At 72.6% G+C, this 25,906-nt stretch carries 26 protein-coding genes and 1 pseudogene; 14 read left to right on the top strand and 13 right to left on the bottom strand.

Annotated features, from left to right (window positions below):
• Positions 1-256 precede the first annotated feature (256 nt).
• Both OIE51_RS24765 and OIE51_RS24760 read left to right on the top strand, forming a co-directional pair.
• A complete protein-coding gene (locus OIE51_RS24765; protein WP_326600057.1) occupies positions 257-631 on the top strand; it encodes a hypothetical protein in 375 nt (124 codons plus the stop codon).
• Positions 603-1,073 carry a hypothetical protein gene (locus tag OIE51_RS24760; protein ID WP_442812011.1) on the top strand — a complete coding sequence of 157 codons (471 nt, stop codon included), beginning with the start codon at positions 603-605 and terminating at the stop codon, positions 1,071-1,073. Before OIE51_RS24765 ends, OIE51_RS24760 begins: the two co-directional genes overlap by 29 nt.
• A 30-nt stretch (positions 1,074-1,103) precedes the next feature.
• On the opposite strand, the gene OIE51_RS24755 is transcribed toward OIE51_RS24760, so the two are convergent.
• Both OIE51_RS24755 and OIE51_RS24750 read right to left on the bottom strand, forming a co-directional pair.
• Positions 1,104-1,604 carry a GNAT family N-acetyltransferase gene (locus tag OIE51_RS24755; RefSeq protein WP_326600056.1) on the bottom strand — a complete coding sequence of 167 codons (501 nt, stop codon included), beginning with the start codon at positions 1,602-1,604 and terminating at the stop codon, positions 1,104-1,106.
• A 187-nt stretch (positions 1,605-1,791) separates the two neighbouring features.
• Complete coding sequence (locus OIE51_RS24750; protein ID WP_326600055.1) at positions 1,792-2,961, bottom strand: glycerophosphodiester phosphodiesterase; 1,170 nt, start codon at positions 2,959-2,961, stop codon at positions 1,792-1,794.
• Between the two features lie 237 nt (positions 2,962-3,198).
• Here OIE51_RS24750 and OIE51_RS24745 point away from each other — a divergent pair, with 237 nt between their 5' ends.
• Complete coding sequence (locus OIE51_RS24745; protein ID WP_326600054.1) at positions 3,199-3,879, top strand: lysophospholipid acyltransferase family protein; 681 nt, start codon at positions 3,199-3,201, stop codon at positions 3,877-3,879.
• Between the two features lie 287 nt (positions 3,880-4,166).
• On the opposite strand, the gene OIE51_RS24740 is transcribed toward OIE51_RS24745, so the two are convergent.
• Complete coding sequence (locus tag OIE51_RS24740) at positions 4,167-5,141, bottom strand: aldo/keto reductase (RefSeq protein ID WP_326600053.1); 975 nt, start codon at positions 5,139-5,141, stop codon at positions 4,167-4,169.
• A 332-nt stretch (positions 5,142-5,473) separates the two neighbouring features.
• On the opposite strand from OIE51_RS24740, the gene OIE51_RS24735 reads away from it, so the two are divergent.
• Genes OIE51_RS24735 through OIE51_RS24725 form a run of 3 tightly spaced genes read left to right on the top strand, consistent with a single transcriptional unit; the run spans position 5,474 to position 8,848 of the window.
• The gene (locus OIE51_RS24735; RefSeq protein WP_326600051.1) at positions 5,474-7,033 is read left to right on the top strand and encodes a circularly permuted type 2 ATP-grasp protein; all 1,560 of its coding nucleotides are present in this window, start codon (positions 5,474-5,476) and stop codon (positions 7,031-7,033) included.
• Positions 7,034-7,047: 14 nt separating this feature from the next.
• Complete coding sequence (locus OIE51_RS24730) at positions 7,048-7,998, top strand: alpha-E domain-containing protein (RefSeq protein ID WP_326600787.1); 951 nt, start codon at positions 7,048-7,050, stop codon at positions 7,996-7,998.
• A 4-nt stretch (positions 7,999-8,002) separates the two neighbouring features.
• On the top strand, positions 8,003-8,848 hold the full coding sequence (locus OIE51_RS24725) for a transglutaminase family protein (protein WP_326600049.1): 846 nt from the start codon (positions 8,003-8,005) through the stop codon (positions 8,846-8,848).
• Here OIE51_RS24725 and argH read toward each other — a convergent pair.
• Together argH and OIE51_RS24715 are read right to left on the bottom strand one after the other, a co-directional pair.
• Positions 8,845-10,269, bottom strand: a complete 1,425-nt coding sequence (argH, locus tag OIE51_RS24720; protein ID WP_326600048.1) for an argininosuccinate lyase — start codon at positions 10,267-10,269, stop codon at positions 8,845-8,847. The two genes, OIE51_RS24725 and argH, sit on opposite strands and share 4 nt — an antisense overlap.
• A complete protein-coding gene (locus OIE51_RS24715) occupies positions 10,266-11,462 on the bottom strand; it encodes an argininosuccinate synthase (RefSeq protein ID WP_326600046.1) in 1,197 nt (398 codons plus the stop codon). The genes argH and OIE51_RS24715 overlap by 4 nt, the downstream gene beginning before the upstream one ends.
• Positions 11,463-11,556: 94 nt before the next feature.
• Between OIE51_RS24715 and OIE51_RS24710 the strand changes: the two genes are divergently transcribed.
• From OIE51_RS24710 to OIE51_RS24695, 4 genes are all read left to right on the top strand, one after another.
• Positions 11,557-12,159 carry a pyridoxamine 5'-phosphate oxidase family protein gene (locus tag OIE51_RS24710; protein ID WP_326600044.1) on the top strand — a complete coding sequence of 201 codons (603 nt, stop codon included), beginning with the start codon at positions 11,557-11,559 and terminating at the stop codon, positions 12,157-12,159.
• A gap of 14 nt (positions 12,160-12,173) precedes the next feature.
• Positions 12,174-13,022, top strand: coding sequence for a TIGR02452 family protein (locus tag OIE51_RS24705; protein WP_326600043.1), 849 nt, complete (start codon positions 12,174-12,176; stop codon positions 13,020-13,022).
• A 197-nt stretch (positions 13,023-13,219) separates the two neighbouring features.
• Entirely contained in the window at positions 13,220-13,360 is a 141-nt protein-coding gene (locus OIE51_RS24700; RefSeq protein WP_326600041.1) for a hypothetical protein, read from the top strand.
• Positions 13,357-14,418 carry a polyprenyl synthetase family protein gene (locus OIE51_RS24695; protein WP_326600040.1) on the top strand — a complete coding sequence of 354 codons (1,062 nt, stop codon included), beginning with the start codon at positions 13,357-13,359 and terminating at the stop codon, positions 14,416-14,418. Before OIE51_RS24700 ends, OIE51_RS24695 begins: the two co-directional genes overlap by 4 nt.
• Here OIE51_RS24695 and OIE51_RS24690 read toward each other — a convergent pair.
• Both OIE51_RS24690 and OIE51_RS24685 read right to left on the bottom strand, forming a co-directional pair.
• On the bottom strand, positions 14,415-14,936 hold the full coding sequence (locus OIE51_RS24690; RefSeq protein ID WP_326600039.1) for a hypothetical protein: 522 nt from the start codon (positions 14,934-14,936) through the stop codon (positions 14,415-14,417). The two genes, OIE51_RS24695 and OIE51_RS24690, sit on opposite strands and share 4 nt — an antisense overlap.
• Before the next feature lie 245 nt (positions 14,937-15,181).
• Positions 15,182-15,997, bottom strand: coding sequence for a phosphotransferase enzyme family protein (locus OIE51_RS24685; RefSeq protein ID WP_326600038.1), 816 nt, complete (start codon positions 15,995-15,997; stop codon positions 15,182-15,184).
• A 158-nt stretch (positions 15,998-16,155) separates the two neighbouring features.
• Between OIE51_RS24685 and OIE51_RS24680 the strand changes: the two are divergent.
• The 4 genes and pseudogenes from OIE51_RS24680 to OIE51_RS24665 all read left to right on the top strand — a co-directional run.
• Positions 16,156-16,296 (top strand): annotated as a pseudogene (locus tag OIE51_RS24680) (NF041680 family putative transposase); the annotation flags it as partial.
• 716 nt (positions 16,297-17,012) lie between these two features.
• Entirely contained in the window at positions 17,013-17,417 is a 405-nt protein-coding gene (locus tag OIE51_RS24675) for a hypothetical protein (RefSeq protein ID WP_326600037.1), read from the top strand.
• 501 nt (positions 17,418-17,918) lie between these two features.
• Positions 17,919-18,233 (top strand): hypothetical protein, encoded by a 315-nt coding sequence (locus tag OIE51_RS24670; protein ID WP_326600827.1) that lies wholly within the window; start codon positions 17,919-17,921, stop codon positions 18,231-18,233.
• A gap of 145 nt (positions 18,234-18,378) precedes the next feature.
• Positions 18,379-19,080 (top strand): ATP-binding protein, encoded by a 702-nt coding sequence (locus OIE51_RS24665; protein ID WP_326600036.1) that lies wholly within the window; start codon positions 18,379-18,381, stop codon positions 19,078-19,080.
• An 85-nt stretch (positions 19,081-19,165) separates the two neighbouring features.
• On the opposite strand, the gene OIE51_RS24660 is transcribed toward OIE51_RS24665, so the two are convergent.
• From OIE51_RS24660 to OIE51_RS24635, 6 genes are all read right to left on the bottom strand, one after another.
• A complete protein-coding gene (locus tag OIE51_RS24660) occupies positions 19,166-19,735 on the bottom strand; it encodes an arginine repressor (protein WP_326600035.1) in 570 nt (189 codons plus the stop codon).
• Positions 19,736-19,751: 16 nt separating this feature from the next.
• Positions 19,752-21,068: an acetylornithine transaminase gene (locus OIE51_RS24655; RefSeq protein ID WP_326600034.1), complete on the bottom strand. Its 1,317-nt coding sequence runs from the start codon at positions 21,066-21,068 to the stop codon at positions 19,752-19,754.
• A complete protein-coding gene (argB, locus tag OIE51_RS24650) occupies positions 21,065-22,003 on the bottom strand; it encodes an acetylglutamate kinase (protein WP_326600033.1) in 939 nt (312 codons plus the stop codon). Before argB ends, OIE51_RS24655 begins: the two co-directional genes overlap by 4 nt.
• A gap of 32 nt (positions 22,004-22,035) precedes the next feature.
• Positions 22,036-23,187, bottom strand: coding sequence for a bifunctional glutamate N-acetyltransferase/amino-acid acetyltransferase ArgJ (gene argJ / locus OIE51_RS24645; RefSeq protein ID WP_326600032.1), 1,152 nt, complete (start codon positions 23,185-23,187; stop codon positions 22,036-22,038).
• The gene (gene argC, locus OIE51_RS24640; RefSeq protein ID WP_326600031.1) at positions 23,184-24,212 is read right to left on the bottom strand and encodes an N-acetyl-gamma-glutamyl-phosphate reductase; all 1,029 of its coding nucleotides are present in this window, start codon (positions 24,210-24,212) and stop codon (positions 23,184-23,186) included. Before argC ends, argJ begins: the two co-directional genes overlap by 4 nt.
• Before the next feature lie 109 nt (positions 24,213-24,321).
• Complete coding sequence (locus OIE51_RS24635) at positions 24,322-25,767, bottom strand: phytoene desaturase family protein (protein ID WP_326600030.1); 1,446 nt, start codon at positions 25,765-25,767, stop codon at positions 24,322-24,324.
• Positions 25,768-25,906 lie beyond the last annotated feature (139 nt).

Below are 25,906 nucleotides of genomic sequence, written 5' to 3'. Positions count from 1 at the left end.
GGAGGTCGCTTCGGGGCGCGAGGCTGCTCGGGCGGGGGCCCTCAGCGGGCACACATTCGGCCGCGACAGCGGCGACAACAACGAGCACCGGGCATGGTGGATGCCTCGGTCGTCCGGGGACGGATGCTCGTCGCGGTCATGTGCACAAGTAAAACAGACGTTCCCATGGCGTTACGTCACAGCTCCACGGCTGGGGTCAGGGCCACGTGCCCGCCCCTCCCCCCCGGCGGCGGGAGGCCCCCGTTAGAGTCGGCGCATGTTCACCCCGCTGACGGTCACGATCATCGTGGCCGCGCTGCTGCTGGCCGCCTGGTGCGGATACGCGGCGTACCGGGACCAGCCGGTCAAGGACTGGCACTACCTCGGGGTCGGTGCCGTCCTGCTGCTCACGCTGGTGCAGACGGGCATCACGGTGGCCCAGATGTCGGGCGGTGAGCGTCCGGCCGACGGCGGCACCGCCGTCTTCGTGTCCTATGTGGTCTCGGTCCCGCTCTGCCTGCCCGTGGTCGCGGTCGTCTCGCTCGGCGAACGCACCAGGTGGGGATCGGTGACGGTGGCGGCGGGCGCGGTGGTGCTGGCGGCGCTGGAGCTGCGCCTGGACGATGTGTGGGCGGGAGGCGTCGGTGGCTGAGGAGACGACGGCATCGCGGGGGCCGGCGGCCCGTCCGGCCGGGCCGGATCTGAAGCGGGGCCCGGGACGGCTGCTGCTGACGCTGTACGGCGTCTTCACGGTGGGCGCGGCGTCGCGCTCGGTCTACCAGCTCTCCACGCGCTTCGACGAGGCGCCGCTCGCCTATGTGCTCTCGGCGGTCGCCGCCCTGGTGTACGCCTTCATCACGGTCTGCCTGGTGCGCGGCGGCGAGGGGGCGCGGCGGATCGCGCTCGTGTGCTGCGCGGCGGAGCTGACCGGCGTGCTGGCGGTCGGCACCTGGACGCTGGCCGACCCCTCGGCGTTCCCGGACGCGACGGTGTGGTCGGACTACGGCGTCGGCTATCTGTTCCTGCCCCTCGTGCTCCCGGTGACCGGCCTGCTGTGGCTGCGCCGGTCGCGCCCCGCCGCCGCCCGGGCCTGAACCGGACGGCGTGCTCGGCGACGGGCCCCGCTACGCGCTCGCGGCGAGGTCGCGGGAGATCTCCTTCTCCATGGTGACCAGGCTGAGGTGGCGGGAGACCTCCTCGGTGCTCACCGGCGCGTAGCCGAGACGGCGGTACAGGCGCAGGTTGCCCACGCTGCGGTGCCCGGTGAAGAGGCGGTAGCGGGCGGCGGCGCGCTCGGCGGCCAGCCGCGCCTCGATCCCGGCCAGCAGCCGGCCGCCGAGGCCGTGGCGCTGCATCCGGGGGTGCACGAAGAGCCTGCCGATGCAGGCCGTGCCGTCGGCGTCGACCGATCCCCGTACGGAGCCCACGACTTCGGTGCCGAGCCTGGCCACCAGCACGGTGGTACCGGCCATTTCGGCGCGCAGGGCTTCCAGGGACTGGGTCAGCGGATCGATCGCGTAGTCCCCGTACAGCTCCGCCTCGGACTGGTAGCAGAGGTACTGGAGCTTCAGGATCTGCTCGGCGTCCTGCTCCGCCGCCCTGTCGATCGTGACGCTCATGCCCATGTGCACACGCCTCCCAAGCGAGGTGTCGGACCGGCCCGGCGTGCGGTGAGGGTCGCGGGTCCGGCCGACGATTGCCCTGACGGCGCAGGTCAGCCCCGCGCCGTCAGCATTGTGCAAGGGAGCCGGGACCCAGGGCTACGGCCCTGGGCCAACTGCGTTGTGAGATTCCCGACTCGCGCTCCGGGTGTCAGCGGCGGAAGTCCGCCGCGGCGAGCAGCGCGGTGTCGGGCTGATCGGCGAAGACTCCGTCGATACCGGTCTCGAAGTAGGCGCGGAGCGCGCCGAACACGTCGCCGTATCCGTTGGGCGAGTCGCCCCGGCGGAAGTCGGCGGGCAGGTACCGGTTCTCGTTCCGCGCGGTGTACGGGTGGATCAACAGGCCCGCGTCGTGGGCGTCGTCGACCAAGGTGGTGGGCGTGCCCAGCGTGCCGTCCGGGCGGCGCGGGATGACCAGGTCGAGGGTGGGGCCGATGCCCTGCGCGTACCCGGCGATCTCCCGGAGCCCGTCGCGGGTGATGAGGTCGGCGACGGTGCGCGGGTCGTCCGAGTCGGTGAAGTCGTAGGGGCGGGAGCCCGCCGAGGAGAGGAGGACGACCCGCGGGGTGTCCACGAGACCGGCCAGGCGTTCCATGCTGGACGGCTCGAACGACTGGAGCAGGACACGGGAGTTGGCACGGTGCAGGCCGTGCTCGCGGAGCAGGCGGGCCAGGGGCTCCTCCAGGCCGAGACCGACGGAGCGGAAGTACGTCGGGTGCTTGGTCTCGGTGTAGAGCCACACCGGCTCGTTCCGCTTACGGCCCTGGTCGGCCGCCCAGCGCAGCACCTCTTCGTACGTGGGTATCGTCCAGCGCCCGTCGTACAGCGTGTTGTCGGGCCGCTGGTCGGGCACCCGCTCGATGGCGCGCAGGGTCTTGAGCTCGGCGAGCGTGAAGTCCTCGGTGAACCAGCCGGTGATGGACTGCCCGTCCACCGTCTTGGTGGTGCGGCGGCCGGCGAACTCGGAGTGGTCGGCGACGTCGGTGGTGCCGCCGATCTCGTTCTCGTGGCGGCAGACCAGGTGCCCGTCGCGGGTGGGCACGAGGTCCTGCTCGATGACGTGCGCGCCGAGGTCCAGACCGAGCTGGTAGGAGCCCAGGGTGTGCTCGGGGCGGTAGCCGGAGGCGCCCCGGTGGGCGATCACCGTCGGCCTGGGCAGCTCGCGGGCGGCGGCGCCCGCGGCGGGTCGGCCCGCCGCCTGGCCCGCGGGGGCCGCGGCCCCGAGAAACGTGGCGGCTCCGGTGCCCGCCACCGCCACGCCGAGCACGGCCCGTCTGCCGGGTCGCGCCGATTCCCCGCCTGCCGCCTGCTGAGCTGCCATGGTCCACTCCGTAGGGCTCGTTGCTGTGGGCCCGCGCGGTCCTCGCGGGCCGGCCGATAGCGTCCCGATCCTGGTGGGCGGCCCTGTACACACCGGTACGGGCGAGGAAACGCATGAGGAATCCGCGTCAAAACTGAGTATCGGTGGTGTGAACCCGGTGCGCGACGCGAAGGAAGGGACGAGTATCGTCCCTAGACGTACGGGCGCACGCATGCCCATGACCGACCGGAGGGGAAGTTGTCCCGATTCGTGCTGCTGAAGGTGCTGGTCGGCCCCTTGCTGAAGCTCTTCTTCCGCCCACGGGTCGAGGGAGGCGAGCGGATTCCGGGCGACGGGCCGGTCATCCTGGCCGGCAACCATCTCACGTTCATCGACTCGATCATCCTGCCCCTGGTCATGGAGCGGCAGGTGTTCTTCATCGGCAAGGACGAGTACGTCCGGGGCCGCAGCCTCAAGGGCCGGCTCATGGCGTGGTTCTTCACCGCCGTCGGCATGATCCCGGTGGACCGGGACGGCGGGCACGGCGGCGTCGCGGCGCTGATGACCGGGCGGCGGGTGCTGGAGGAGGGCAAGGTCTTCGGGATCTACCCCGAGGGCACCAGGTCACCCGACGGACGCCTGTACCGGGGACGCACCGGCATCGCGCGGCTGACGCTGATGACCGGGGCGCCGGTGGTCCCGTTCGCCATGATCGGCACCGACCGGGTCCAGCCGGGCGGCCGGGGGCTGCCGCGGGTGGGTCCAGGCCGGCGGATCACCGTCCGTTTCGGGGAGCCGCTGGACTTCTCGCGGTACGAGGGCATGGACCGGGACCGCTATGTGCTGCGGGCCGTGACCGACGAGGTGATGACCGAGGTCATGCGACTGTCCGGCCAGGAGTATGTGGACATGTACGCGACCAAGGTGAAGGCGGCCTAGCCGGCCGGGGCCCGGCCCTCCCCCGACGGACGCGCCGCCCGTGCCCCGAGCCACCCCCGCGCGGGCCGCGCAGCCCCGCCGCCCCACCACCGCGAAGCGCCGCACAGCCGCGCCGCCGCCACCGAACGTGACGGCTCCGGCCGGGAGCAGGCCACCCCCGCGCGGGCCGCGCAGCCCCGCCGACCCACCACCGCGAAGCGCCGCACAGCCGCGCCGCCGCCACCGAACGTGACGACTCCGGCCCGCGCGACACCGCCGGGACTCCGTCCGCGCGGGTCGGCGTGGGCTCACTGCCAGGGGAGTGCGGAGCGCTGTCGCCAGTAGGCGGCCGGGGGCTCCGCGAGGGCCGCCAGGGCCGCCCGCGGGGTCTCGTCCAGCTTCAGGGTCGCCGCGGCGAGGTTGCCGTCGAGCTGCTCGACCGTGGCCGCGCCGGAGAGCACGACGCCCGCCCACGGCTGGTGGAGCACGGCGGCCAGCGCCACGGCGTCGGGGCCGGTGCCCGTCTGTGCCGCGATCCGGCGCAGCGCGGGCGGGGCGGTGTCGGCGGCCAGCCGGCCGTTGGCCATCGCCTCCTTGACGATGACGGCCAGCCCGGCCGCGTGCGCCTGGGCGAGGGCCGGGCCGGCGGAGGTCTCCAGCACGTTGAACGTGGACTGCACGGTCCGGAACAGCGGTCGGCCGTCCACCGTGACCTCCAGGGCGGCCCGGATGGCGGCGGCCTGCGCCGGGCCACTGGTGGACAGCCCGACGCTCACGCCGGACGCGGCGAGCCGGGCCAGCCGGCCGAGCACCTCCGGGTCGGTGAGGGCGGGGCTCTCCAGGGTGACGGAGTGGATCTGGTAGAGGTCGAGCCGGTCGCCGAGCAGGGCCCGGCTCTCGGCGTACTGGCGGTCGAACGTGGCCGCGCCGTGGTCCTTGACCTCGTGCGTCTCGGCGTCGGACCGCCAGTCGGCGGTGTAGGTGTAGCCCCACTTACTGCCGACGACCATGTCACCGGCGGCGTCCGGCCGGTCGCGCAGCCACGCGCCGAGGAACTCCTCGGCCCGCCCGTATGACCGGGCCGCGTCCACGTACCGCACGCCGCGCGCGTGGGCGGCGTCGAGCAGCTGGTGCGTCCGGTCGCGCAGTGCCTCCCGCGTGCGGTCGGCGGGCAGGTCGCGCGCCCGGCCGAGATTGATGTACCCGGGCCGCCCGACGGCGGCGAGGCCGAGTCCGACACGGGCGGCGGGGGTGGCCTCGGGGTGGAAGCGGGAGAACGGCATACGGGGACCTCTGGGCATGTCGTACGGGGTGGAACGGCCCTCACCGTACCGGGCGTGACCGGCACGGCGGCCGGCCGCGGCGGCCCCGGTCCTGTGAAGACGTGCCCGGATGCGGTGGCGACGGGCTCGCCGGGGAAGGCTGTTGCCGAGCGCGGGGCCGTGGCCCGGCGAAGGCCAGGCCGGGCGGGGCGACTTGAGCGCCGCACGGCCGGGCGTGGGCCGCGATCGCGCAGGTCCACGCCGTTCCGGCGCACCGCGGACGGACCAGGGGAGGCAAGTTTTTGAAGCACTGGCGACATGACGACGAAACTCCTCACTCATACGGTCAGGACATGGCGGACGTTTTCGACTCGTACACGATGGCGGACGCGTGGGACGAGATGTTCGAGAGACCAGGGGTGGTCCGTGCCCCGTATGAGCCAGTTTTCGCCGCTTTGCAGCCGCTGGACGCCGCGGAGTTGTCGTTCCGGGCCGAGCAGATGGCCCGGTCCTTCACCGACCGGGGGGTGACCTACGCGCACGCCGGGGAGGAGCGACCCTTCCCCCTGGATCTCGTGCCGCGCATCCTCGACGCGATGGAGTGGGACGCGATCACCCGCGGCGTCCGGCAGCGCATCCAAGCCCTGGAGGCGTATCTCAGCGACGCGTACGGCCGTTGCCAGGTCTTCGAGGACGGCGTGGTGCCCTACCGGCTGCTGCACTCCTCGCCGCACTACCACCGGGCGGCGAACGGCGTGGAGCCACCCAACGGGGTGCGCGTCCACATCGCGGGCATCGACCTGGTGCGCGACGTGGACGGGGGATTCCGGGTGCTGGAGGACAACGTCCGCATCCCGTCGGGCGTTTCGTATGTGATCGAGAACCGGCGCGCCATGACCCGGGTCTTCCCCTCCCTCTTCGCGGAGGCCCCGGTCCGGCCGGTGGACGAGTACCCGCAGCGGCTGCTCGCCTCGCTGCGGGCCGGGGCGCCCGAGGGCGTGCACGACCCGACCGTCGTGGTGCTCAGCCCCGGTGTGCACAACGCCGCCTACTTCGAGCACGCGCTGCTGGCACGGCTGATGGGCGTGCAGCTCGTGGAGGGCCGCGACCTGGTGTGCTCGGGGAACCGGGTGCGGATGCGCACCACGCGCGGCGAGGTCCCGGTCCACGTGGTCTACCGCCGCGTCGACGACGACTTCCTCGATCCGCTGCACTTCCGGCCGGACTCGGTGATCGGCTGCCCCGGCATCATGAGCGCGGCGCGCGCCGGGCGCGTCACGCTGGCCAACGCGGTGGGCAACGGCATAGCCGACGACAAGCTGCTGTACACCTATGTGCCCGACCTGATCCGCTACTACCTCGGTGAGGAGCCACTACTGCCGAACGTCGAGTCCTACCGACCGGAGGAGCCGGGGCAGTTGGAGGCGGTGCTCGACCAGCTCGACAAGCTGGTGATCAAGCCGGTGGACGGCGCGGGCGGCGCGGGCATCGTGATCGGGCCGCGCGCGGACCGGGCCACGCTGGACGCGGTGCGCGAGCGCCTCATCGCCAACCCGCGCGGCTGGATCGCGCAGCGGCCGGTCATGCTGTCCACCTCCCCCACCCTGACCGAGGGCGGCGTCGCGCCGCGCCACATCGACCTGCGGCCGTTCGCGGTGAACGACGGCTCGGACATCTGGCTGCTGCCCGGCGGCCTGACCCGGGTGGCGCTGGGCGAGGGCAATCTGGTGGTCAACTCCAGCCAGGGCGGCGGCTCGAAGGACACCTGGGTGGTGCCCAGACACCGCACGCGCGGCGAGGGCGGCCCGTCCATCCTGTCCGCGATCGCCGCCGGGGAGACGCTGCCGCCGGCCCGGGGCGTCGCCCCGCGTCAGCTCGGCCCGGCCGCCGAGCAGCAGGGAGACCAGCAGTGACGGCCACCGACGTCATGCTCTCGCGGATCGCCGAGTCGCTGTTCTGGGTGGGCCGCTACGTGGAGCGCGCCGACGACACCTCGCGCATCCTCGACGCCTATCTGCACCGGCTGCTGGAAGACCCCTGGAGCGATGAGGACGCCGCCTGCCGTTCCCTGCACGCCATTCTCGGCGTCACGCCGGACCCGGAGTTCTCGTGCGACATCGACCAGGTGCTGGAGCACCTGGCGTTCGACCGGACCAGCGGCGGTTCCATCGACGGCGCGATCGGCGCCGCCCGGGAGAGTGCCCGCCGGGCCCGGGAGGTGGTCTCCACGGAGATGTGGGAGTGCCTGAACTCGACCTGGCACAGTCTGGCCGAGCACCGCGCCGCCGCCCTCCGCACCGGGCCGCACTCCTACCTGGGGCTGGTCAGACGCCGGGCCGCGCTGTTCTTCGGGCTCGCCGACTCCACGATGAACCGGGACGACGGCTGGCGGTTCGTGGTGCTGGGCCGCAGCCTGGAGCGGGTGGACATGACGGCCCGGCTGCTGGCCGTCCGGGTGCTGGCGGCCGTGCACGCCCCGGACTGGCCGACGCTGCTGAACGCGAGCGGCGCCGACGAATCGTTCCTCCGCGCCCATCGCGGCGCGGGCGACTCGGCGAGCGTCGCCGGATTCCTGCTGCTGAACCGGGACTTCCCGCGTTCGGTGCTGCACGCCCTGGCCACCGCCGAGGAGTGCCTGGCCGCGCTGGCCGACCACGGCGGACGCGGTCGCGGCCCCTACGGGCGGCCCGACGCGACGCTGCTGCCCATCGGCCGGATGCGCACGCGCCTGGAGTACCTCGATCCCGAGGTGCTGCGCAGCGGGCTGCCCGGCCTGCTGCGGGACCTCCAGGAGGCGTGCACCGAGTCGGCCGCCGCCGTGGCCGCGCAGTACTTCCCGTACGACGGACCGGTGTCGTGGTCCCAGGAAGGAGTCTGAGCCCGTGCACGGACGCAGACTGAAGATCTCTCATGAGACCCGGGTCGTCTACCAGGGTCCGGCCATCTCGTCGCACAACGAGCTGCGCATGACGCCGCTGACGCTGCCCGCGCAGACGACGCTGGACTCCCGGATCGCGATCAGCCCGACCGCGCAGACGTGGAGCTACTGGGACTACTGGGGCACGCAGGTGACGACGTTCGACCTGATGGAGCCGCACGAGTCGCTCAGCGTGGTCGCCACCAGCCTGGTGGAGACCTCTCCCCCGGCGCCGCTGCCCGCGGAGCCGGACTGGGGGACGATCCGGGCGCGACTGGAGAACGGCCGGCTCGCCGAGTTCGGCCTGCCGACGCCGCTCACCACGGTCACGGACGAGACGGTCGAGGCGGCCCGCGCGGCGGCGGACGGGCTCGGCCCGCACGAGGCGGCGCTCGCGGTGGCCGGGCTGGTCCGGGACCGGGTGGACTACATCTCCGGAAGCACCGGCGTGCACACCGGCGCGCAGGAGGCGTGGGAACAGGGCGCCGGGGTGTGCCAGGACATCACCCACCTCACCGTGGCCCTGCTGCGCCGGATCGGGCTGCCCAGCCGGTACGTCTCCGGCTATCTGCACCCGGACCCGGACCCGGCGCCGCACGAGAAGGTCGCCGGGCAGAGCCACGCCTGGGTCGAGTACTGGGCGGGCGGCTGGGTCGGGTACGACCCGACCAACCGCACCCGCGCCGGCGAGTCGCACGTGATCGTGGGCAAGGGCAGGGAGTACGGGGACGTCGTACCGCACAAGGGCGTGTACCACGGCGCCCCCAGCGGCTCCCCGCAGGTGGAGGTGGAGTTCACCCGGGTGGCCTAGCCGGCCACCCAGGCGCGCTGGCGAGCCAGGCCCGCCTTCGCCTCGGCGAGCTGGACGGCGACCGCGGCGGGCGCGGTGCCGCCGCGGGCGTCACGGGCGGCCAGCGAGCCGGCCACGGTGAGGACGCCGCGCACCTCGGGGGTGAGGTGCGCGGAGATCTTCCCGAACTGCTCGTCGGTGAGCTGGTCGAGCTCGATGCCCTCCGCCTCGCAGACCTTGACGCACTCGCCGGCGACCTCGTGGGCCACCCGGAACGGCACCCCGCGCTTGACCAGCCACTCCGCGATGTCGGTGGCGAGGGAGAAGCCGGCCGGGGCCAGCTCCGCCATCCGCTCCGCGTTGACCGTGAGGGTGGCGAGCATGCCGGTGAACGCCGGGAGCAGGACCTCCAGTTGGTCACAGGAGTCGAAGACCGGCTCCTTGTCCTCCTGGAGGTCGCGGTTGTAGGCGAGCGGCAGCGCCTTGAGGGTGGCCATGAGGCCCGTCAGGTTGCCGATGAGCCGGCCGGACTTGCCCCGGGCCAGCTCCGCGATGTCCGGGTTCTTCTTCTGCGGCATGATCGAGCTGCCGGTGGAGAAGGAGTCGTGCAGGGTCACGAAGGAGAACTCCTTCGTGTTCCAGATGATGATCTCCTCCGCGATGCGCGAGAGGTCGACGCCGATCATCGCCGTGACGAAGGCGAACTCGGCGGCGAAGTCGCGCGCCGCCGTGCCGTCGATGGAATTGGCCGACGAGCCGCCCTCGAAGCCGAGGTCGGCCGCCACCGCCTCCGGGTCGAGGCCGAGCGAGGAGCCCGCGAGCGCGCCCGAGCCGTAGGGCGAGACGGCCGTGCGCGCGTCCCACTGCCGCAGCCGCTCCGCGTCCCGGGCCAGGGCCTGGACGTGGGCGAGGACGTGGTGGGCGAACAACACCGGCTGCGCGTGCTGGAAGTGGGTCCGGCCCGGCATGGCGACGCCCGGGTGGGCGTCGGCCAGGGCGATCAGCGCCTCCTGGAGGTCCGCGATCAACCCCGCGATGATCCGCGCGTGATCCCGCAGATACATCCGGAAGAGGGTGGCCACCTGGTCGTTGCGCGACCGGCCGGCCCGCAGCTTGCCGCCCAGCTCGGGACCGAGCCGCTCCAGCAGGCCGCGTTCGAGGGCGGTGTGCACGTCCTCGTCGGCGATGGTGCCGGTGAACGAGCCGTCCGCGACATCGGCCGCGAGCCGGTCGAGGCCCTCGGTCATCCGGCGCAGCTCGTCCGCGGTCAGCAGCCCGGCCCCGTGCAGGACGCGGGCGTGGGCGCGGGAGCCGGCGATGTCGTAGGGCGCCAGCCGCCAGTCGAAGTGGACGGAGGCGCTGAGCCTCTCCAGGGCCTCGGCCGGTCCGTGCGCGAACCGGCCGCCCCAGAGGCGCACGTCCCGCTTGTCGTCGTCACTCACTGGGCGAGGTCCCGCCGGGCCGCGATCTTGCTGGACATGGCGAAGATGTCGATGAAGCCCTTGGAGGCGGACTGGTCGAAGGTGTCGCCGGTGTCGTAGGTCGCGAGGTGGAAGTCGTACAGCGACTGCTCGGAGCGGCGCCCGGTGACGACCGCCCGGCCGCCGTGCAGGGTCATCCGGATATCGCCGCTGACGTGCTGGTTCGCCTCGTCGACGAAGCCGTCCAGGGCGCGCTTGAGCGGGGAGAACCACAGGCCGTCGTAGACCAGCTCGGTCCAGCGCTGCTCGACCTGCCGCTTGTACCGGGCGAGCTCGCGCTCGACCGTCACGTTCTCCAGCTCCTGGTGGGCGGTGATCAGCGCGATGGCGCCGGGCGACTCGTACACCTCGCGGGACTTGATGCCCACGAGCCGGTCCTCGACCATGTCGATGCGGCCCACGCCGTGGGCGCCGGCCCGCTCGTTCAGCTCCTGGACGGCCTGGAGCATGGTGACGGCCTTGCCGTCGATGGCCACCGGGACGCCCTGCCGGAAGGTGATGACGACCTCGTCGGGCTCGCGCGGCGTGGCCGGGCTCTGCGTGTACTCGTAGATGTCCTCGATCGGCGCGTTCCAGATGTCCTCCAGGAAGCCGGTCTCCACGGCGCGGCCGAAGACGTTCGCGTCGATGGAGTACGGCGACTTCTTGGTGGTGGCGATCGGCAGGCCCTTGGTCTCCGCGAAGGCGATGGCCTTGTCCCGGGTCATCGCGTAGTCCCGGACCGGGGCGATGCACGTGAGGTCGGGGGCGAGGGAGGCGATGCCCGCCTCGAACCGCACCTGGTCGTTCCCCTTGCCGGTGCAGCCGTGGGCGACGGTGTCCGCGCCGTGCTTGCGGGCGGTGGCGGCCAGGTGCTTGACGATCACCGGCCGGGAGAGGGCGGAGACCAGCGGGTACCGGTCCATATAGAGGGCGTTGGCCTTGATCGCCGGCAGACAGTACTCCTCGGCGAACTCGTCCTTGGCGTCCACGACCTCGGCCTCGACCGCGCCGCAGGCCAGTGCGCGCTTACGGATGACGTCCATGCTCTCGCCGCCCTGGCCGACATCGACGGCGACGGCGACGACCTCCGCCCCGGTCGCCTCGGCGATCCAGCCGATGCAGACAGAGGTGTCCAGGCCGCCGGAGTAGGCGAGTACGACGCGCTGGGTCACGGTGTCTCCTTAGGATGCATGCACTGACTGGAATAAGTATGCAGGGCTCCGCATGGTTCGTCAATCCGGTGGCACGCGCGGGATACTTTTTGTCATGGGCAAGACTTACGACCGCATAGACGGCAGGCTCAGGACGTTCATCGAGGAACAGCGCGTCTTCTTCACGGCCACCGCCCCGCTCGCGGGGGACGGCACCGTGAACCTCTCCCCCAAGGGCCTCACCGGCTCGCTCGCGGTGCTGGACGAGCGCACCGTCGCCTATCTCGACTTCGCCGGCAGCCACGCCGAGACCATCGCCCATCTGCGGGAGAACGGCCGCGTCACGCTCATGTGGTGCGCCTTCTCCGGGCCGCCCACCGTCGTCCGGGTGCACGGGCGCGGCGAGCCGGTCTTCCGGGACGACCCGCGCTGGGCCGGGCTGCTGGCGCACTTCCCCGCCATCGACCCGTCCGACCACGGACTGCGGGCCATCGTCGTCGTGACCGCCGAGCTGATCCGGGACTCCTGCGGGTTCGCCGTGCCGTATCTGTCGTACGAGGGCGACCGCCCGCTGCACGGCTCCCGCTTCGGGCGCGAGACGGACGAGACGTTGGACGCCTACTTCCGCGCCCGGACGCACAACGGGACCAGCATCGACGGTCTGCCGGGCCTGCCCCTCCCCCTGCCGCCGACCCCGCCCACGACGTCGGGGGTCTGACCGGCGTGCGGAGCATGTGGGAGAGACCAGGGCTGCGCGAGGCCGCGGCCGGCAACGAGCGGATCGTCGCCGCCGGGTGGTACACGGCGCCCGGCGGCGGCCGGGTGGAGATCGGCGCGGCCGTCGCGCGCGCGGCGGCGGGGAGCGCGCTGTTCGGCCCGGAGCCGGTACCGGGGGTGTCGGACGCGGCGGCGCCGGGTGGCCCCGGCGCGCGGCCGGTGTTCGAGGTGACCGGGGAGACCAGCCTGGCCGCCGCGCGCCGGCTGGCCGGGGCGGCGGGCGGGCCGGTGGCGGTGCTGAACTTCGCCTCGGCCCGCAATCCGGGCGGCGGATATGTCAAGGGAGCCAAGGCACAGGAGGAGGACCTGTGCCGGGCCTCCGCCCTCTACACGTGTCTGCTGCGGGTGCCGGAGTTCTACGCGGCCCACCGGGCGGCGGGCGACCCGTTCTACAGCGACCGTGTGATCCACTCGCCGGGTGTGCCGGTCTTCCGCGACGACGCCGGGACGCTGCTCGACGAGCCCTACGAGGCCGGGTTCCTCACCGCCGCCGCGCCCAACGCGGGCGTCGTCGCCGAGCGCGCGCCCGGCCGCGCGCCGGACCTCCCGGCGGCGCTGCGCACGCGGGCCGAACGGGTGCTGGAGGTGGCCGCCGTCACGGGCTACCGGCGGCTGGTCCTGGGGGCGTGGGGCTGCGGCGTCTTCCGGAACGACCCGGCCGTGGTGGCCGGGGCGTTCCGCGCGCTGCTGACCGGCGTCGGCCGGTTCGCCCGGCACTTCGACCGGATCACCTTCGCGATCCTCGACCGGCACGATCCCTCGCCCACCAGAAACGCCTTCACCGCCGCGTTCCCCGCCGCATAGAGGGTGATCGCGTACCGCGTCACCCACACGAGTGATTGGGGCCGCGTGACCCGGTGCCCGCGATCCTTTGGCCAGAGCGGAACTCCTGGTCAACCGCAGTCCCTTGAAAGGCCACCGCGCAGGGGGCGCGCGGCGGGCGCACGGAAGAACGGGGTCGCGCCGTTCCAGTGCCCCGCTGGGACGGCCAAGCTGAGCGCATGATCAGCGACCCGTCCACGACCACCACCACGGCCCTGACGGCCCTGACCACCCTGCCGACCCTGCCGACCGTGCCGACCCTGCCGACCCCGCCGGTGACCGCCGGCGCGGCGCCCGGCGGAACGGGAGCGGCGACATGACCACGGTCTCCGACACGGCCGACGAGCAGCGCACCGCCCGGGAGGCCCTGCGCCGGGCCCGCGCCCTGCTCGACCCGGCGCTGCGCGACTGGGTGCGGCGCCTGCCCGCGCCGATCGCGCGCGTCGCCTCCTACCACTTCGGCTGGACGGACAGCGCCGGCCGCCCCGAGAGCGCGCCCGGCGGAAAGGCCCTGCGGCCCGCGCTCGTCTTCGCCTGCGCCGAGGCCGTCGGCGCCCCGGCCGAGGCCGCGCTCGCCCCGGCCGTCGCCGTGGAGCTGGTGCACAACTTCTCACTGATCCACGACGACATCCTGGACGGCGACGCGACGCGCCATCACCGGGCCACCGCCTGGCGGGTGTTCGGCTCCTCCAGCGCGCTGCTGGCCGGCGACGCGCTGCTCATCCACGCGACGCGGGTGCTGACCGAACAGCACGGGCCGGACATGGCGGCCACCGGCGTCCGCTGGCTGAGCGAGGCCACCACCCAGCTCATCGAGGGAGAGTACACCGACCTCGCCTTCGAGGAGCGCTCCCATGTCACGCTCGCAGAGTGCCTGGCCATGACGGAGCGGAAGACCGCCGTGCTGCTGGCCTGTTCGTGCGCGCTGGGCGCCCTGTGGGGCGGCGGCTCCCCGCAACGGACGGAGGCGCTGCGGCGGTTCGGCACCCACCTCGGCATCGCCTTCCAACTCGCCGACGACCTGCTCGGCATATGGGGCGACCCGGCGGTCACCGGCAAGCCGGCCGGGGCCGATCTGACGGTCCGCAAGAAGTCCCTGCCGGTCGTCGCCGCGCTCGACTCGGGCACGGACGCCGGGCGCCGGCTGGCCGAGCTGTACGGCGGGCCGGACCGGCCGGACCCGGCCGCCCCCGACCCGGCCGAGACGGCGCGGCTGACCGCGCTCGTGGAGGAGGCCGGGGGCCGGGCCTGGGCCGAGGAGACGGCCGGGGAGCAGCTGCGCCTGGCCCTGGACTGCCTGCGCACGGCGGACATCCCGCCCCCGGCCGCCGCGCCCCTGGCCGCCCTCGCCCGGCTCGCCTCGCGACGGGACCACTAGCGACCTCGTGCATGGTTGGGGTGGAGTCGTCTCGGTCGAGGACTTGGCCGACGGTTCATTCCAGTTGTCCGGGCGGGAGTGCGGCAGCAGTGCGGGTGGTTGTCTGCTGACTGGACAGAAGTGCGGCGACGGCTCGGACGGTGTCGGGCAGTTGCTCTCGCCGTCCGTGGTGGCGGGCTGGGGATCGCCAGTTTTTCAGATGCGCGATGCCGTGCTCGACGGGGATGCGGGCGGAGGAGTGGGCGAAAGCGTGCTGCTTGGTGGTGGGCCATGAGCCACTGAAGATGTTCGAGGTGCTTGCCTCGGCGTTCGCGTGGCGGGGTGACCACCTGACCGCAGGTCTGGCCGCCAAGCCCTTGATAGCCGGCATCGGCCAGGATCCGCAGGTGGATGGTGTCGGCGAGCAGGTCGACCAGGCCCGCCTGCCGGGCCTGGGTGATGTCGGCGCAACTGCCGGTCCGTGCCTCGCCGCCAAACAGCAGTCGGCCGGAAGTGTCCGTGAGGACCAGGGCTTTCACGGCGTTCTGCTTGCTCTTGCCGGACCGGGCGCCCGGTGACGCGGCCGGTCCAGCAGCTTTGCATCGTGCCGGGCCTGCCACACCGGGCCCACCTCCGCGACCAGCTCGCCAATCACCTCAGGCGACAGCCCTGTGATCCGCCGGTCCGCCACGATCACCCGACGCGCATCAACCCCCACCACGAACCGGTCAACGAGTAGCAAGCCCATCAGCCACGGCCAACCATGCACGAGGTTGTTAGCCAGTCATCCCAACAGGGCAGCCGTGAACATCCCGTGGTGAGCCATCAGCCACTCCTGGATGCGGTCCCAACGCTGCCAACCACCGCGCTCGGACAGCGCCTGGGTGTAGACGGGGTCACCGTCGGCCATTCGGTCAGCGACGAAGGCCCGGCAGGATGCGGTGGCCTGTTCGATGACGCCGGGCAGTTCAGCCCGCTCCCGCGGGGAGAGGCCGTAGCTGTCGGCGAGGATCCGCAGTCGGGCCGGGGCGTCCAGCCCCGCGGGATAGAGAACTGCCGCGGACATGGGATCGAGCATGGGAATCCAGTAGCGGGCGGTCATGGCGACGTCCCATACGGCTCGGCCGGGGGCCGCCAGGTCGAAATCGATCAGGGCTGCGGCATGGCCGTCGCGGAAGACGACGTTGTCCGGGCACACATCGTTGTGGCACAGCATTGTTCCTCCCGCCGGGTCGGCCAGGGATCGGGGCCACTCGACGCATGCGTCAACCGCGATGGCGGCGCTGGCGTCGTGCAGGCGTCGCAGCAGGCTCCCCACCGATCTCAACGCGGCCTCGGTCATCACCCAGCGCGGAAACGGCGGTAGAGCGACGTTGCCGGGGATGAAGGTCAGCTGCTCGCGGCCGTCTGCGGTGAGACGGATCGGCCTCGGAGCCGCGTCGAACCCGTGCTCTTTGAGCGCGAGGAGATGGACATGGAGGGTGCGCGCGGTGCGCGGCGCTGGGCGTTCCACCAGGGCACCGTGGCGGAAGACCGCGCCCGCGTTCACCATGCCGCCGACCAGGGCTTCACCCTCTGCCTTCTCGCCCTCAGCCGTCATGTCGATCACGCTACCGCCAGGTCGGTGTCGCGTGTGGGACGGTCCCGAAATGCGCTTCGAACCAGGTCGCTCACCTGGGCATTCGCCAGACGCTGAGGCGGCCTTCGTCTGATCATGTGCTCCGACCAAGGACACACGTGACCACAACGAAGGCCGTGGTGAGTTTGCTGCCTGATCATGTTCCGGGGGAAGCGTTCACGAAAGCGTCACGCTGCCGGGAGGACTTATTCGACTGTCTGACCGCGCGCGGGGACGAACTGTTCGACCTCACGGATGCGTCGCTGTGTGCGGACGGACCGGCCTTTCTCAGCCTCGCCGCCGCCATCTGCTGCTACAAGCGCCTCCGCCGACTCACCATGGCACGGACGAGTTCCGTCGGGTAACCTGCTGTAGCCTCGCGGATCACCGCGGGGAACGATGCGGTTCTCTTCAGCGGGAGGGGTAATGAGCGGAGAGAATTCCAGGAGTGGGCAGGGCCGGGCGCTTCTCTTATGCTTGGCGCTGCTGTTGTTCGCCTGGCACCGACGGCTGCCTCAGCGGCAGATGGAGGACAAGATCAGGCGAGTTCAGAGCCCGATGATGGCTACTTCGCACCGGTCTCCGCATTAGTGAACGAGGAGGTCACGCCGATGGGGACGTCTGGCCCCATTACTGCAGGCAGCTGCCGGTACCAGCAGGCGAATGACAACGTTCATATTTCGAGCGGGGATGTGTCGACGCAAGGCTGGTGGCTGCATTATTCCGGCACTTGCCCGGCGCGGGCAAACGTCGACATCCACCTTCAGGCGGTTAGGTGCTCCTCTAGCGGAAGCTGCGGCTGGGTAACCGTCGATACGGACAGCGGGGACTATGCCGCAGGCGGGGGGCGTGGTCGGAGGGCCACCGCCAGGGAGTCATGCGCAGATTCCCGGACCGTCGGGTATCGGTCGTTCGTTGACGTCGAGCTGATAGATGCGTCAGATCCCTCTGGATACACGTACTCGACGCCCGTCGACCGGAACTGCTACCCGTCATCATGAGCACCCAGGAACAGCTGCGGGTCGTCGCTCTGGGCGCGATCTGCGATATCGGGGAGCCCTCCCTCGATAGAGGGTCCCAAAATTTCATCGTCAGCGAGTTCGCGTTGTTGGAAGACGGTCGTCGTCTGATTCTTCATGCGGAACGCGGGTTTACCGTGGGCTGGGGCGGGGGGAGTGGAGACGAGCCCATTCTCGCCACCGCGAGCGTGGAGTCCATCACACACAACGTCCTCAACGTGGTGCTGCCCGACGACGATGACTATCCAGGTGACCATCCGTGGGAGTGGCTTGCCGAACTTTCGCAGGCCAGGGGCATTGCTGTCTCAGCCGACGATCTTCGCGAACTGCCCTACGAGGTTGTCCTATCGGATCGACTGAGGGATGCACTGCCGACCGTGTGAACGTAGAAGGCTGCCCGGACGAGTGTCCGGGCAGCCTTCTATCGGAGTGCCCATCACCCGGTGGTCTCGTCCGGACGGGGCCGAACGCCCGTCTGCAGCGCGGGTGTGAGATCGGCCAGTCGGCAGCCTCTTCCACGGTGCGTAGAGTCCGGGTGGCCTTGTCCGTCTTGGTGCGAGGTCCATCCGCGGTCGAAGCCGTCGAACACTTCGACTACCGCGACACCCGCTTGGCGTGTGCGGTTAAGGGTGCCGGCGTTGTAGGGACGGCCGACTTCGCCAAGGTCGCGGCCTCCGCCCAGGCGCGTACCGGAACACGGGCACCGTTTCGGTAGACGACGTGCGTCAGCCCATGCTTGGAGAGCAACCGGTCGGCGAGGTTCCTCGCGGCCTGCTTCCCGGTCATGTTCCCCGCGGCCAACAGCGGCACCTCACGCCGGGCGGCCACCCGAACCGCCCGTTGATCCAGCCTCGGATGTCGCGTTCCGGCTCGGTGACGCTGCGGTGGGCGGAGCGGCGGAGTTTGCGGGTGGTCAGTTCGGCGAACCAGCGCTCGAAGCCCAGAACGAGTTCACCTCCCTGCCCCATATGTGGGGGCAGATCGCGTGCCGGGCGATGCGGGGTGCTGCGGCGGCCGCTGCCGGACACCCCGGTGTCGCCCGGCTGAGGCTGGAAGAGGCGCTGCGGCAGCTCCAGGACACGACCCTGCCCGGCCACGAGCAGCTCCACGACGCCCTGGCCCGTCTGGAACGTGCCCGGTCCCGGGGTGAGAAGACCGTTCCCGGCCTGCTTCCCCTGCCGGTGTGTGAGCAGTGGTGACCGGCACGACGCCCGGGGGCGAAGCTGCCAACGAGGTCGGCGGCCTGGTGCGGGCCGGGAGCATCACCGGCGATGTCCACCCGCACGCCCCCCGAACGCCGGTGCTGCGGGTGCCGGCCAACTGGACGCGCAACCGGTGGCGTGGGTGGACCGCGACAGTGCCCTGGCGGACCTGGAACGGGTACGGGCCGCACGCCACGGGGCCGGTGCCCGTGGCGTGGTGATGCTCCACGGCCCGGCCGGGAGCGGCAAGAGCGCGCTGGCGGCCCGCTGGCTCGGGCAGATCGCCGACACCTACCCCGACGGACAGCTCACCACCGACCTGTCCTACGCCACCGCGCCGGGGGATGTGCTGGGCGCGTGGCTGCGCGCCCTGGGCGAACCCGTCCCCGGCAGCACCGCTGGCCGCATGGCGGACTGGCGCAGCGTCACCGCCACCCGGCGCCTTGCCATCGTGGTGGAAGGCACCGTCGACGCCGGCCGGGTGCGGCCGCTGCTGCCGACCGGTACCGGCTGCCTGACCGTGGTCACCGGCCGGGACCCGCTGCCCGCCCTCGACGCGGCCGGCGCCGCGTTCTACCGGGTCGGCCCCCTCGACGAAACCGCCGCGCGGGACCTGCTCACCCACGGCCTGGACCCCGACCGGATCGACGGCGGCGGACGCGACGCTCCCCGGGCCACAGCGGTCGGTCCGCCCGGCTCCGTCCCCACACCGCGCGCGGGGCCGCGTTTCCGGTGCGGGAGCGCGGTCCTACGCGGTGAGCCGGTGCGCGCGGCCGGTGTGACCACGCGCGCCGGACCACAGCGCACGGCGTCTCACGGCTCGTCCGTGCCCGCACGCGCGTGACGTGGCGACGCGGCGAGGCGCGGTGCCCGGGATCCGGCGGGCCCCGGCCGGTCGACCACGCGCCGCCCGCGGGGCAGTGGCGCGTTCAGTTCTCCTCGTCCTCCTCGTCCTCCGGGAGCTCCTTCTGCTTCTGTGCCAGCCGCAGCAGATGGTCCGCCAGGGACTGCCCGCCGGTCGGGTCCCTGCTGATCAGCAGCAGGGTGTCGTCCCCGGCGATGGTGCCCAGGATGTCGTGCACCTCGGCCTGGTCGATGGCCGAGGCGAGGAACTGGGCGGCCCCGGGCGGGGTGCGCAGCACGACCAGGTTCGCGGACGCCTCGGCGGAGGTCAGCAGCTCCCCCGCCAGCCGGGCCATCCGCTCCTCCTTGGCGGACTCCCCGAGCGGCACCCGGGGAGTGCGAAAGCCACCCTCGCTGGGCACGGCGTAGATCAGCTCTCCCCCGGTGTTGCGGATCTTCACCGCTCCCAGCTCGTCCAGGTCACGGCTGAGCGTCGCCTGCGTGACGTGCAGCCCGTCGTCGGCGAGCAGCTTGGCGAGCTGGCTCTGGGACCGCACCGCCTGTCTGTTGAGGATCTCGACGATCCGGCGGTGCCGGGCCGTCCGCGTCTGGGGCACGGCCGGGCCGTTTCCGGCCGGGTGCCGCTCGTCGGTCATGCTCTCTCCCCGGTGGTCATCGTTCTCCGGCTGACGTGTCCACGGTGTCGAGAACGCCCGGGAGCGCCGCGAGGAGGGCGTCCACCTCCTCGTCGCCCACGATGAGCGGCGGAGCGAGCCGCACCACGTCGGGAGCCACGGCGTTCACCAGAAGTCCGGCGTCCTGAGCCGCCTGCTGCACGCGCGGTGCCAGGGGCTCGGTGAGCACGATACCGAGCAGCAGCCCGGCGCCCCTGACCCGGTCGACCAGCGGGTGGCCCAGGCGCCAGACGCCGTCCCGCAGCCGCTCGCCCGCGTCCTTGACCCGCTGGAGCAGATCCTCGGACGCGATGGTGTCCAGGACGGCGAGGGCGGCGGCGCAGGAGACGGGGTTGCCGCCGAACGTGGAGCCGTGGGCGCCGGGGGTGAGCAGCCGCGCCGCCTCGCCGAACGCCATCGTCGCGCCGATGGGCAGCCCCGCCGCCAGGCCCTTGGCCAGGGTCACGATGTCGGCCTCGACGCCCTGGGCCTGCCCGGCGAACCAGTGACCGGTGCGGCCGATACCGGTCTGCACCTCGTCCAGGACCAGCAGCGTGCCGGTGGCGCGGGTGATCGCGCGGGCCTCGGCGAGATATCCCTCGGGCGGCACGATCACGCCGTTCTCGCCCTGGATCGGCTCCACGATCACCAGCGCGGTGTTCGTGGTGACGGCCGCGCGCAGCGCCTCGGCGTCGCCGTAGGGGACGTGGGTGACGTCACCGGGCAGCGGGAGGAAACCCTCGTGTTTCTTCGGCTGCCCGGTCAGGGCGAGGGCGCCCATGGTCCGGCCGTGGAAGCCGCCGTGGGTGGCCACCATGTGGCGGCGGCCGGTGAGCCGGCCGATCTTGAACGCGGCCTCGACGGCCTCGGCGCCCGAGTTGCAGAAGTAGACCCGCCCTGGTCGGCCGGCCAGGGCGAGGAGCCGTTCGGCGAGGGCGACGGGCGGTTCGGACAGGAAGAGGTTGGAAACGTGGCCGAGCAGGGCGATCTGGTCGGAGACCGCACGCACGACGGCCGGGTGTCCGGTGCCGAGCGAGTTGACGGCGATGCCGCCGACGAAGTCCAGGTACTCCTTGCCGTCGGCGTCCCACAGCCGCGCGCCCTCGCCGTGGGTGATGGGCACCCGGGGGGTGCCGTAGTTGTCCATCAGGGCGCCCTGCCAGCGGGCGGTCAGCGAGGCGTTGCCCGTGACAGCGTCGCTCGTGGCGGAGGTGCCCGTGACAGCGTCGCTCGTGGCGGAGGTGCCGGTGACAGCGTCGCTCGTGACGGCGGTGCCCGTGGCGGAGGTGCTGTCGGTATGCGTCTCGGCGTTCATGTCGGCTCTCCCTTGCCGGCCCCGTCGGGCACGACCATCGTCCCGATTCCCTCGTCGGTGAAGATCTCCAGCAGGATGGCGTGCTGGACCCGGCCGTCGATGACGCGCGCGGTGCGCACGCCGTTGCGGACGGCGTACAGGCAGCCCGCCATCTTCGGCACCATGCCGCTGGCCAGGTCGGGCAGCAGCTTCTCCAGCTCGCTCTCCGTCAGCCGGCTGATGACCTCGTCGCTGGCCGGCCAGTCGGCGTACAGGCCCTCGACATCGGTCAGCACCATCAGCGTCTCGGCGCCCAGCGCGGCGGCGAGCGCGGCGGCGGCGGTGTCGGCGTTGACGTTGTAGACGTGGTCGTCGTCGGTGCTGCGGGCGATCGAGGAGATCACCGGGATGCGGCCGTCGTCGAGCAGCGCCAGCACGGCGCCGGGGTCGATGCCGGTGATGTCGCCGACGCGGCCGAGGTCCACACGCTCGCCGTCGATCCGGGCGTAACGCTTGGTCGCCGACATCAGGCGGGCGTCCTCGCCCGTCATGCCCACGGCGAGCGAGCCGTGCCGGTTGAGCTGGCCGACCAGGTCGCGCTGCACCTGACCGGCCAGCACCATCCGGACCACGTCCATGGTCTCGGGCGTGGTGACGCGCAGCCCCGCCCTGAACTCGGAGGTGAGACCGAGCCGTTCGAGCTGCGCGTTGATCTGCGGGCCGCCGCCGTGCACCACGACCGGGCGCAGCCCCGCGTGGCGGAGGAAGACGACATCCTGGGCGAACGCGGCCTTCAGCGCGTCGTCCACCATGGCGTTCCCGCCGAACTTGATGACCACGGTCTTCCCGTGGTGACGGGTGAGCCAGGGCAGGGCCTCGATAAGGATCCGCGCCTTGGGCAGAGCGGTGTGCCTGCGGGTGGCGGGCACGGGTCCTGATACGTGATTGTCCGTCATGACCGGCTTTCGCGGAGGGCTCGTCGGAGGGATCAGGAGGAGTAGGCGCTGTTCTCGTGGACGTAGTCGGCGGTCAGGTCGTTCGTCCACAGCACGGCGGACTCGGCGCCGGCGGCGAGGTCGGCGGTGATGACGACCTCGCGGTGGCGCATGTCGACCAGGTCGCGGTCCTCGCCGACCGAGCCGTTCTTGCAGACCCAGACGCCGTTGATCGCGACGTTGAGCTGGTCGGGATCGAACGCGGCGGAGGTGGTGCCGATGGCGGCGAGCACCCGGCCCCAGTTGGGGTCCTCGCCGTGGATGGCGCACTTGAGGAGGTTGTTGCGAGCGATGGAGCGGGCGACCTCGACCGCGTCGTCCTCGGTGGCCGCGCCCACGATCTCGACCCGGATGTCCTTGGAGGCGCCCTCGGCGTCCTTGATGAGCTGATGGGCCAGGTCGTCGCAGACCACGCGGACGGCCTCGGCGAACTCCGCCTCCTCCGGGACGGCGCCGGAGGCACCGGACGCCAGCAGCAGCACCGTGTCGTTGGTGGACATGCAGCCGTCGGAGTCGATCCGGTCGAACGTGGTCCGGGTGGCGGCGCGCAGCGCCCGGTCGAGGGCGGGGGCGTCGAGGTCGGCGTCGGTGGTGAGGACGACGAGCATGGTGGCCAGGCCGGGGGCGAGCATCCCGGCGCCCTTGGCCATGCCGCCCACCACCCAGCCGGTCCCGCCGGCGACGGCGGTCTTGTGGACGGTGTCGGTGGTCTTGATCGCGATGGCGGCCCGCTCGCCGCCGTGCGCGGAGAGCTCCCCGGCGGCCGTCTCGACGCCGGCCAGCAGCTTGTCCATCGGCAGCCGGATGCCGATGAGGCCGGTGGAGGCGACGGCCACCTCGGCGGCGCTGTGGCCGAGGACGTCGGCCACCTTCTCGGCGGTGGCGTGGGTGTCCTGGAAGCCGAGCGGTCCGGTGCAGGCGTTGGCGCCGCCGGAGTTGAGGACGACGGCCGAGATCCGGCCGCCCCGCAGGACCTGCTCGGACCAGACCACGGGGGCGGCCTTGACGCGGTTGCTCGTGAAGACGCCGGCGGCGGCGGTGCGCGGCCCCTGGTTGACGACGAGCGCGAGGTCGGGCCCGCCGCTCTCCTTGATCCCCGCGGCGATGCCCGCCGCCGTGAATCCCCGTGCTGCCGTGACGCTCATGGAGCCACTCCAATCGTCGACAGCCCCGTGTCCTCGGGGAGGCCCAGGGCGATGTTCATGCTCTGCACCGCGCCGCCCGCGGTGCCCTTCGTGAGGTTGTCGATGGCGCTGATGGCGATGAGCCGGCCGGCGGCCTCGTCCAGCGTGACCTGCACCAGGGCCGCGTTGGAGCCGGCGACGGCGCCGGTGGTGGGCCACTGGCCGGCCGGGAGCAGCCGGACGAACGGCTCGGCGGCCAGCGCCTTGGCGTACGCCTCCCGCAGCGCGGCCTCGGTCACGCCGGGCCTGGCCTTGGCGGAGCAGGTGGCGAGGATGCCCCGGGACATGGGCGCGAGGGTCGGTGTGAACGAGACGGTCACGCGCTCGCCGGCGACCGCCGACAGGTTCTGGACCATCTCGGGGGTGTGCCGGTGCGTGCCGCCGACACCGTACGGGCTCATGGCGCCCATCACCTCGCTGCCCAGCAGGTGCGGCTTGAGCGATCGGCCGGCGCCGGAGGTGCCGGAGGCGGCCACGATCACGGCCTCGGGCTCGGCCAGCCCCGCCGCGTAGGCCGGGAAGAGCGCGAGGCTCACGGCCGTCGGATAGCACCCGGGGACCGCGACGCGGGTGGACCCCCTGAGGGCGTCGCGGGCCCCGGGCAGCTCGGGCAGGCCGTACGGCCAGGTGCCGGCGTGCGGGGAGCCGTAGAACCGCTCCCAGTCCGCCGCGTCCCGCAGCCGGAAGTCGGCGCCGCAGTCGACGATCAGCGCGCTGTCGCCCAGCTGCTCGGCGACGGCGGCCGAGTGGCCGTGCGGGAGGGCGAGGAAAACGACGTCATGGCCGGCCAGCGCCTCGGGCGTGGTCGGCTCCAGCACCCGGTCGGCCAGCGGGAGGAGCTGCGGCTGAAGGGCTCCGAGCCGCTCCCCCGCGTTGGCGTTGCCGGTCAGGGCGCCGATCTCGATCCGTGGATGCTGGAGGAGGAGCCGCAGGATCTCCCCTCCCGCGTAGCCACTCGCTCCCGCCACCGCAGCGCGCACCGCCATCGCCTCCTCATGGGTGATGGCATGACTATACGTAGCGCGGCAGCTTTATGCAATCGGCCCCAAGGCCGGTCAGGGGTGGAGGCGTATACGTATCCGCTGGACGCGACGGTCAGCGGCGGATCCCCAGGGCGCGCAGCGCGGAGAGGGCCGCGTTGTGGCCGCTCATGCAGTGCGCCCCGGCGCCGGGCGGGGTGGCCGCCGAGCAGAGGTACACCCCGGGGACGCCGGTGCGGTACGGGTCGAGGGCGACGCGCGGGCGCATGGTGAGCTGGAGGGGGGTGTTGGCGCCCCCGACGATGTCGCCGCCGACGTAGTTGGCGTTGTCACGCTCCAGCTCGGCGGTCGACTTGGCGTCGGCGGCGACGATCCGCTCGCGGGTGCCGGGGGCGAACCGTTCGAACTGGTCGAGCATCGCCTCGGTCGCGTCGCCCGGCCAGCCGTGCGGGACGTGCGCGTAGGCCGAGACGGGGTGGACCTCGCCCGCCGACCGGTCGGGGTCCGCCAGGTACTGCTGGGAGATCAGCATGAACGGCCGCTCGGGCATCCGCCCCCGGCTCATCTCCGCCTCCGCCCGCGCGATCTGCTCGAAGGTCCCGCCCAGGTGCAGGGTGCCCGCGCGGCGGCACGCCTCGTCGCGCCAGGGCACGCCGCCCTCGACCGCGAGATCCAGCTTGAACGCGCCCGGGCCGTGCCGGAAGCGAGTGGTGTAGGCGCGGCGGACGCGCGGCGGCAGCCGGTCGCCGATCACCCCGGCGGCGGCGGCCGGGGCGAGGTCGAGCAGCACCGTGCCGGCCGGGGGCAGCTCGGCCAGGGAACGGACCCGGACGCCCGTCTCGATCCGGCCGCCCGCCTCGGTGAGCATCGCGGCCAGCGCGTCCGCGATGGCCTGGGAGCCGCCCCGGGCGACCGGCCAGCCGAACCGGTGCCCGGCGGCGATGATCATCAGCCCGACCGAGGCGCCGACCGGCTGGTCCAGCGGACCGAACAAGTGCGCCGCCACCCCGCCGAACAGCGCCCGCGCCCGCGCGGTGCGGAAGCGGCGGGCGACCAGGGACGCGGGCTGGAGCGCGCGGAGGCCGAAGCGGGCGAGGCGGAACGGGTGCCGGGGCACCTTCAGCATCGGCCGCATCACCTCGTCGGTCAGCGCCTCCGCGTCGGCGGCCAGCGGCCCGAACAGCCGCCGCCAGGCCGGGCCGTCCTCGCCGAGACCAGCCGCCGTCTCCTCCACCGACCGGTACAGCGCCCCGGCACCGGCGCCCCCGTCCAGCGGGTGCGCCAGGTCGACCTCGGGCCAGGCCCACTCCAGGCCGTACCGCTTGAGGTCGAGCGAGCGCAGGAACGGCGAGCCGGCGCCCATGATGTGCGTCGAGGAGCAGTGGTCGAACAGCACGCCGGGCACGGTCAGTTCACCGCTGCGGGTGCCGCCGCCTATCGTGTCGGCCGCCTCCAGCACGGTCACCCGCAGCCCGTGCCGGGCCAGGGTGACGGCGGCGGCCAGCCCGTTGGGACCGGCCCCCACCACGATCGCTTCGTCCTGCCCGGTCCTCGTCGTCATGGGCCTAGCATGCCAACCCGGCCGGGGCGGCGCATCGTTGCCCGCCCCGGGGCGCGGCGCCCGGCGCCCACCGGCCCGCTCGCCCGGCCGTCCCGCCCCGTTCCGCCGGGCGTTGTCGGACCCGGCTGTTACGGTCCCC

Origin of the sequence: Streptomyces sp. NBC_01803 (genome assembly GCF_035917415.1) — a bacterium.
Lineage (GTDB): Bacteria > Actinomycetota > Actinomycetes > Streptomycetales > Streptomycetaceae > Streptomyces.
The sequence above is the reverse complement of the archived record's forward strand: the minus strand, read 5'-3'. Positions and strand labels throughout refer to the sequence as shown.

What these genes read in the sequence shown, in the direction of transcription:
- OIE51_RS24765 (WP_326600057.1), top strand. Translation starts at nt 257, where the DNA reads ATGTTCACCCCGCTGACGGTCACGATCATCGTGGCCGCGCTGCTGCTG.
- OIE51_RS24760 (WP_442812011.1), top strand. Translation starts at nt 603, where the DNA reads ATGTGTGGGCGGGAGGCGTCGGTGGCTGAGGAGACGACGGCATCGCGG.
- OIE51_RS24755 (WP_326600056.1), bottom strand. Translation starts at nt 1,604, where the DNA reads ATGGGCATGAGCGTCACGATCGACAGGGCGGCGGAGCAGGACGCCGAG.
- OIE51_RS24750 (WP_326600055.1), bottom strand. Translation starts at nt 2,961, where the DNA reads ATGGCAGCTCAGCAGGCGGCAGGCGGGGAATCGGCGCGACCCGGCAGA.
- OIE51_RS24740 (WP_326600053.1), bottom strand. Translation starts at nt 5,141, where the DNA reads ATGCCGTTCTCCCGCTTCCACCCCGAGGCCACCCCCGCCGCCCGTGTC.
- OIE51_RS24735 (WP_326600051.1), top strand. Translation starts at nt 5,474, where the DNA reads ATGGCGGACGTTTTCGACTCGTACACGATGGCGGACGCGTGGGACGAG.
- OIE51_RS24730 (WP_326600787.1), top strand. Translation starts at nt 7,048, where the DNA reads ATGCTCTCGCGGATCGCCGAGTCGCTGTTCTGGGTGGGCCGCTACGTG.
- OIE51_RS24710 (WP_326600044.1), top strand. Translation starts at nt 11,557, where the DNA reads ATGGGCAAGACTTACGACCGCATAGACGGCAGGCTCAGGACGTTCATC.
- OIE51_RS24705 (WP_326600043.1), top strand. Translation starts at nt 12,174, where the DNA reads ATGTGGGAGAGACCAGGGCTGCGCGAGGCCGCGGCCGGCAACGAGCGG.
- OIE51_RS24700 (WP_326600041.1), top strand. Translation starts at nt 13,220, where the DNA reads ATGATCAGCGACCCGTCCACGACCACCACCACGGCCCTGACGGCCCTG.
- OIE51_RS24695 (WP_326600040.1), top strand. Translation starts at nt 13,357, where the DNA reads ATGACCACGGTCTCCGACACGGCCGACGAGCAGCGCACCGCCCGGGAG.
- OIE51_RS24685 (WP_326600038.1), bottom strand. Translation starts at nt 15,997, where the DNA reads ATGACGGCTGAGGGCGAGAAGGCAGAGGGTGAAGCCCTGGTCGGCGGC.
- OIE51_RS24675 (WP_326600037.1), top strand. Translation starts at nt 17,013, where the DNA reads ATGAGCACCCAGGAACAGCTGCGGGTCGTCGCTCTGGGCGCGATCTGC.
- OIE51_RS24660 (WP_326600035.1), bottom strand. Translation starts at nt 19,735, where the DNA reads ATGACCGACGAGCGGCACCCGGCCGGAAACGGCCCGGCCGTGCCCCAG.
- OIE51_RS24655 (WP_326600034.1), bottom strand. Translation starts at nt 21,068, where the DNA reads ATGAACGCCGAGACGCATACCGACAGCACCTCCGCCACGGGCACCGCC.
- argB (WP_326600033.1), bottom strand. Translation starts at nt 22,003, where the DNA reads ATGACGGACAATCACGTATCAGGACCCGTGCCCGCCACCCGCAGGCAC.
- argJ (WP_326600032.1), bottom strand. Translation starts at nt 23,187, where the DNA reads ATGAGCGTCACGGCAGCACGGGGATTCACGGCGGCGGGCATCGCCGCG.
- argC (WP_326600031.1), bottom strand. Translation starts at nt 24,212, where the DNA reads ATGGCGGTGCGCGCTGCGGTGGCGGGAGCGAGTGGCTACGCGGGAGGG.
- OIE51_RS24635 (WP_326600030.1), bottom strand. Translation starts at nt 25,767, where the DNA reads ATGACGACGAGGACCGGGCAGGACGAAGCGATCGTGGTGGGGGCCGGT.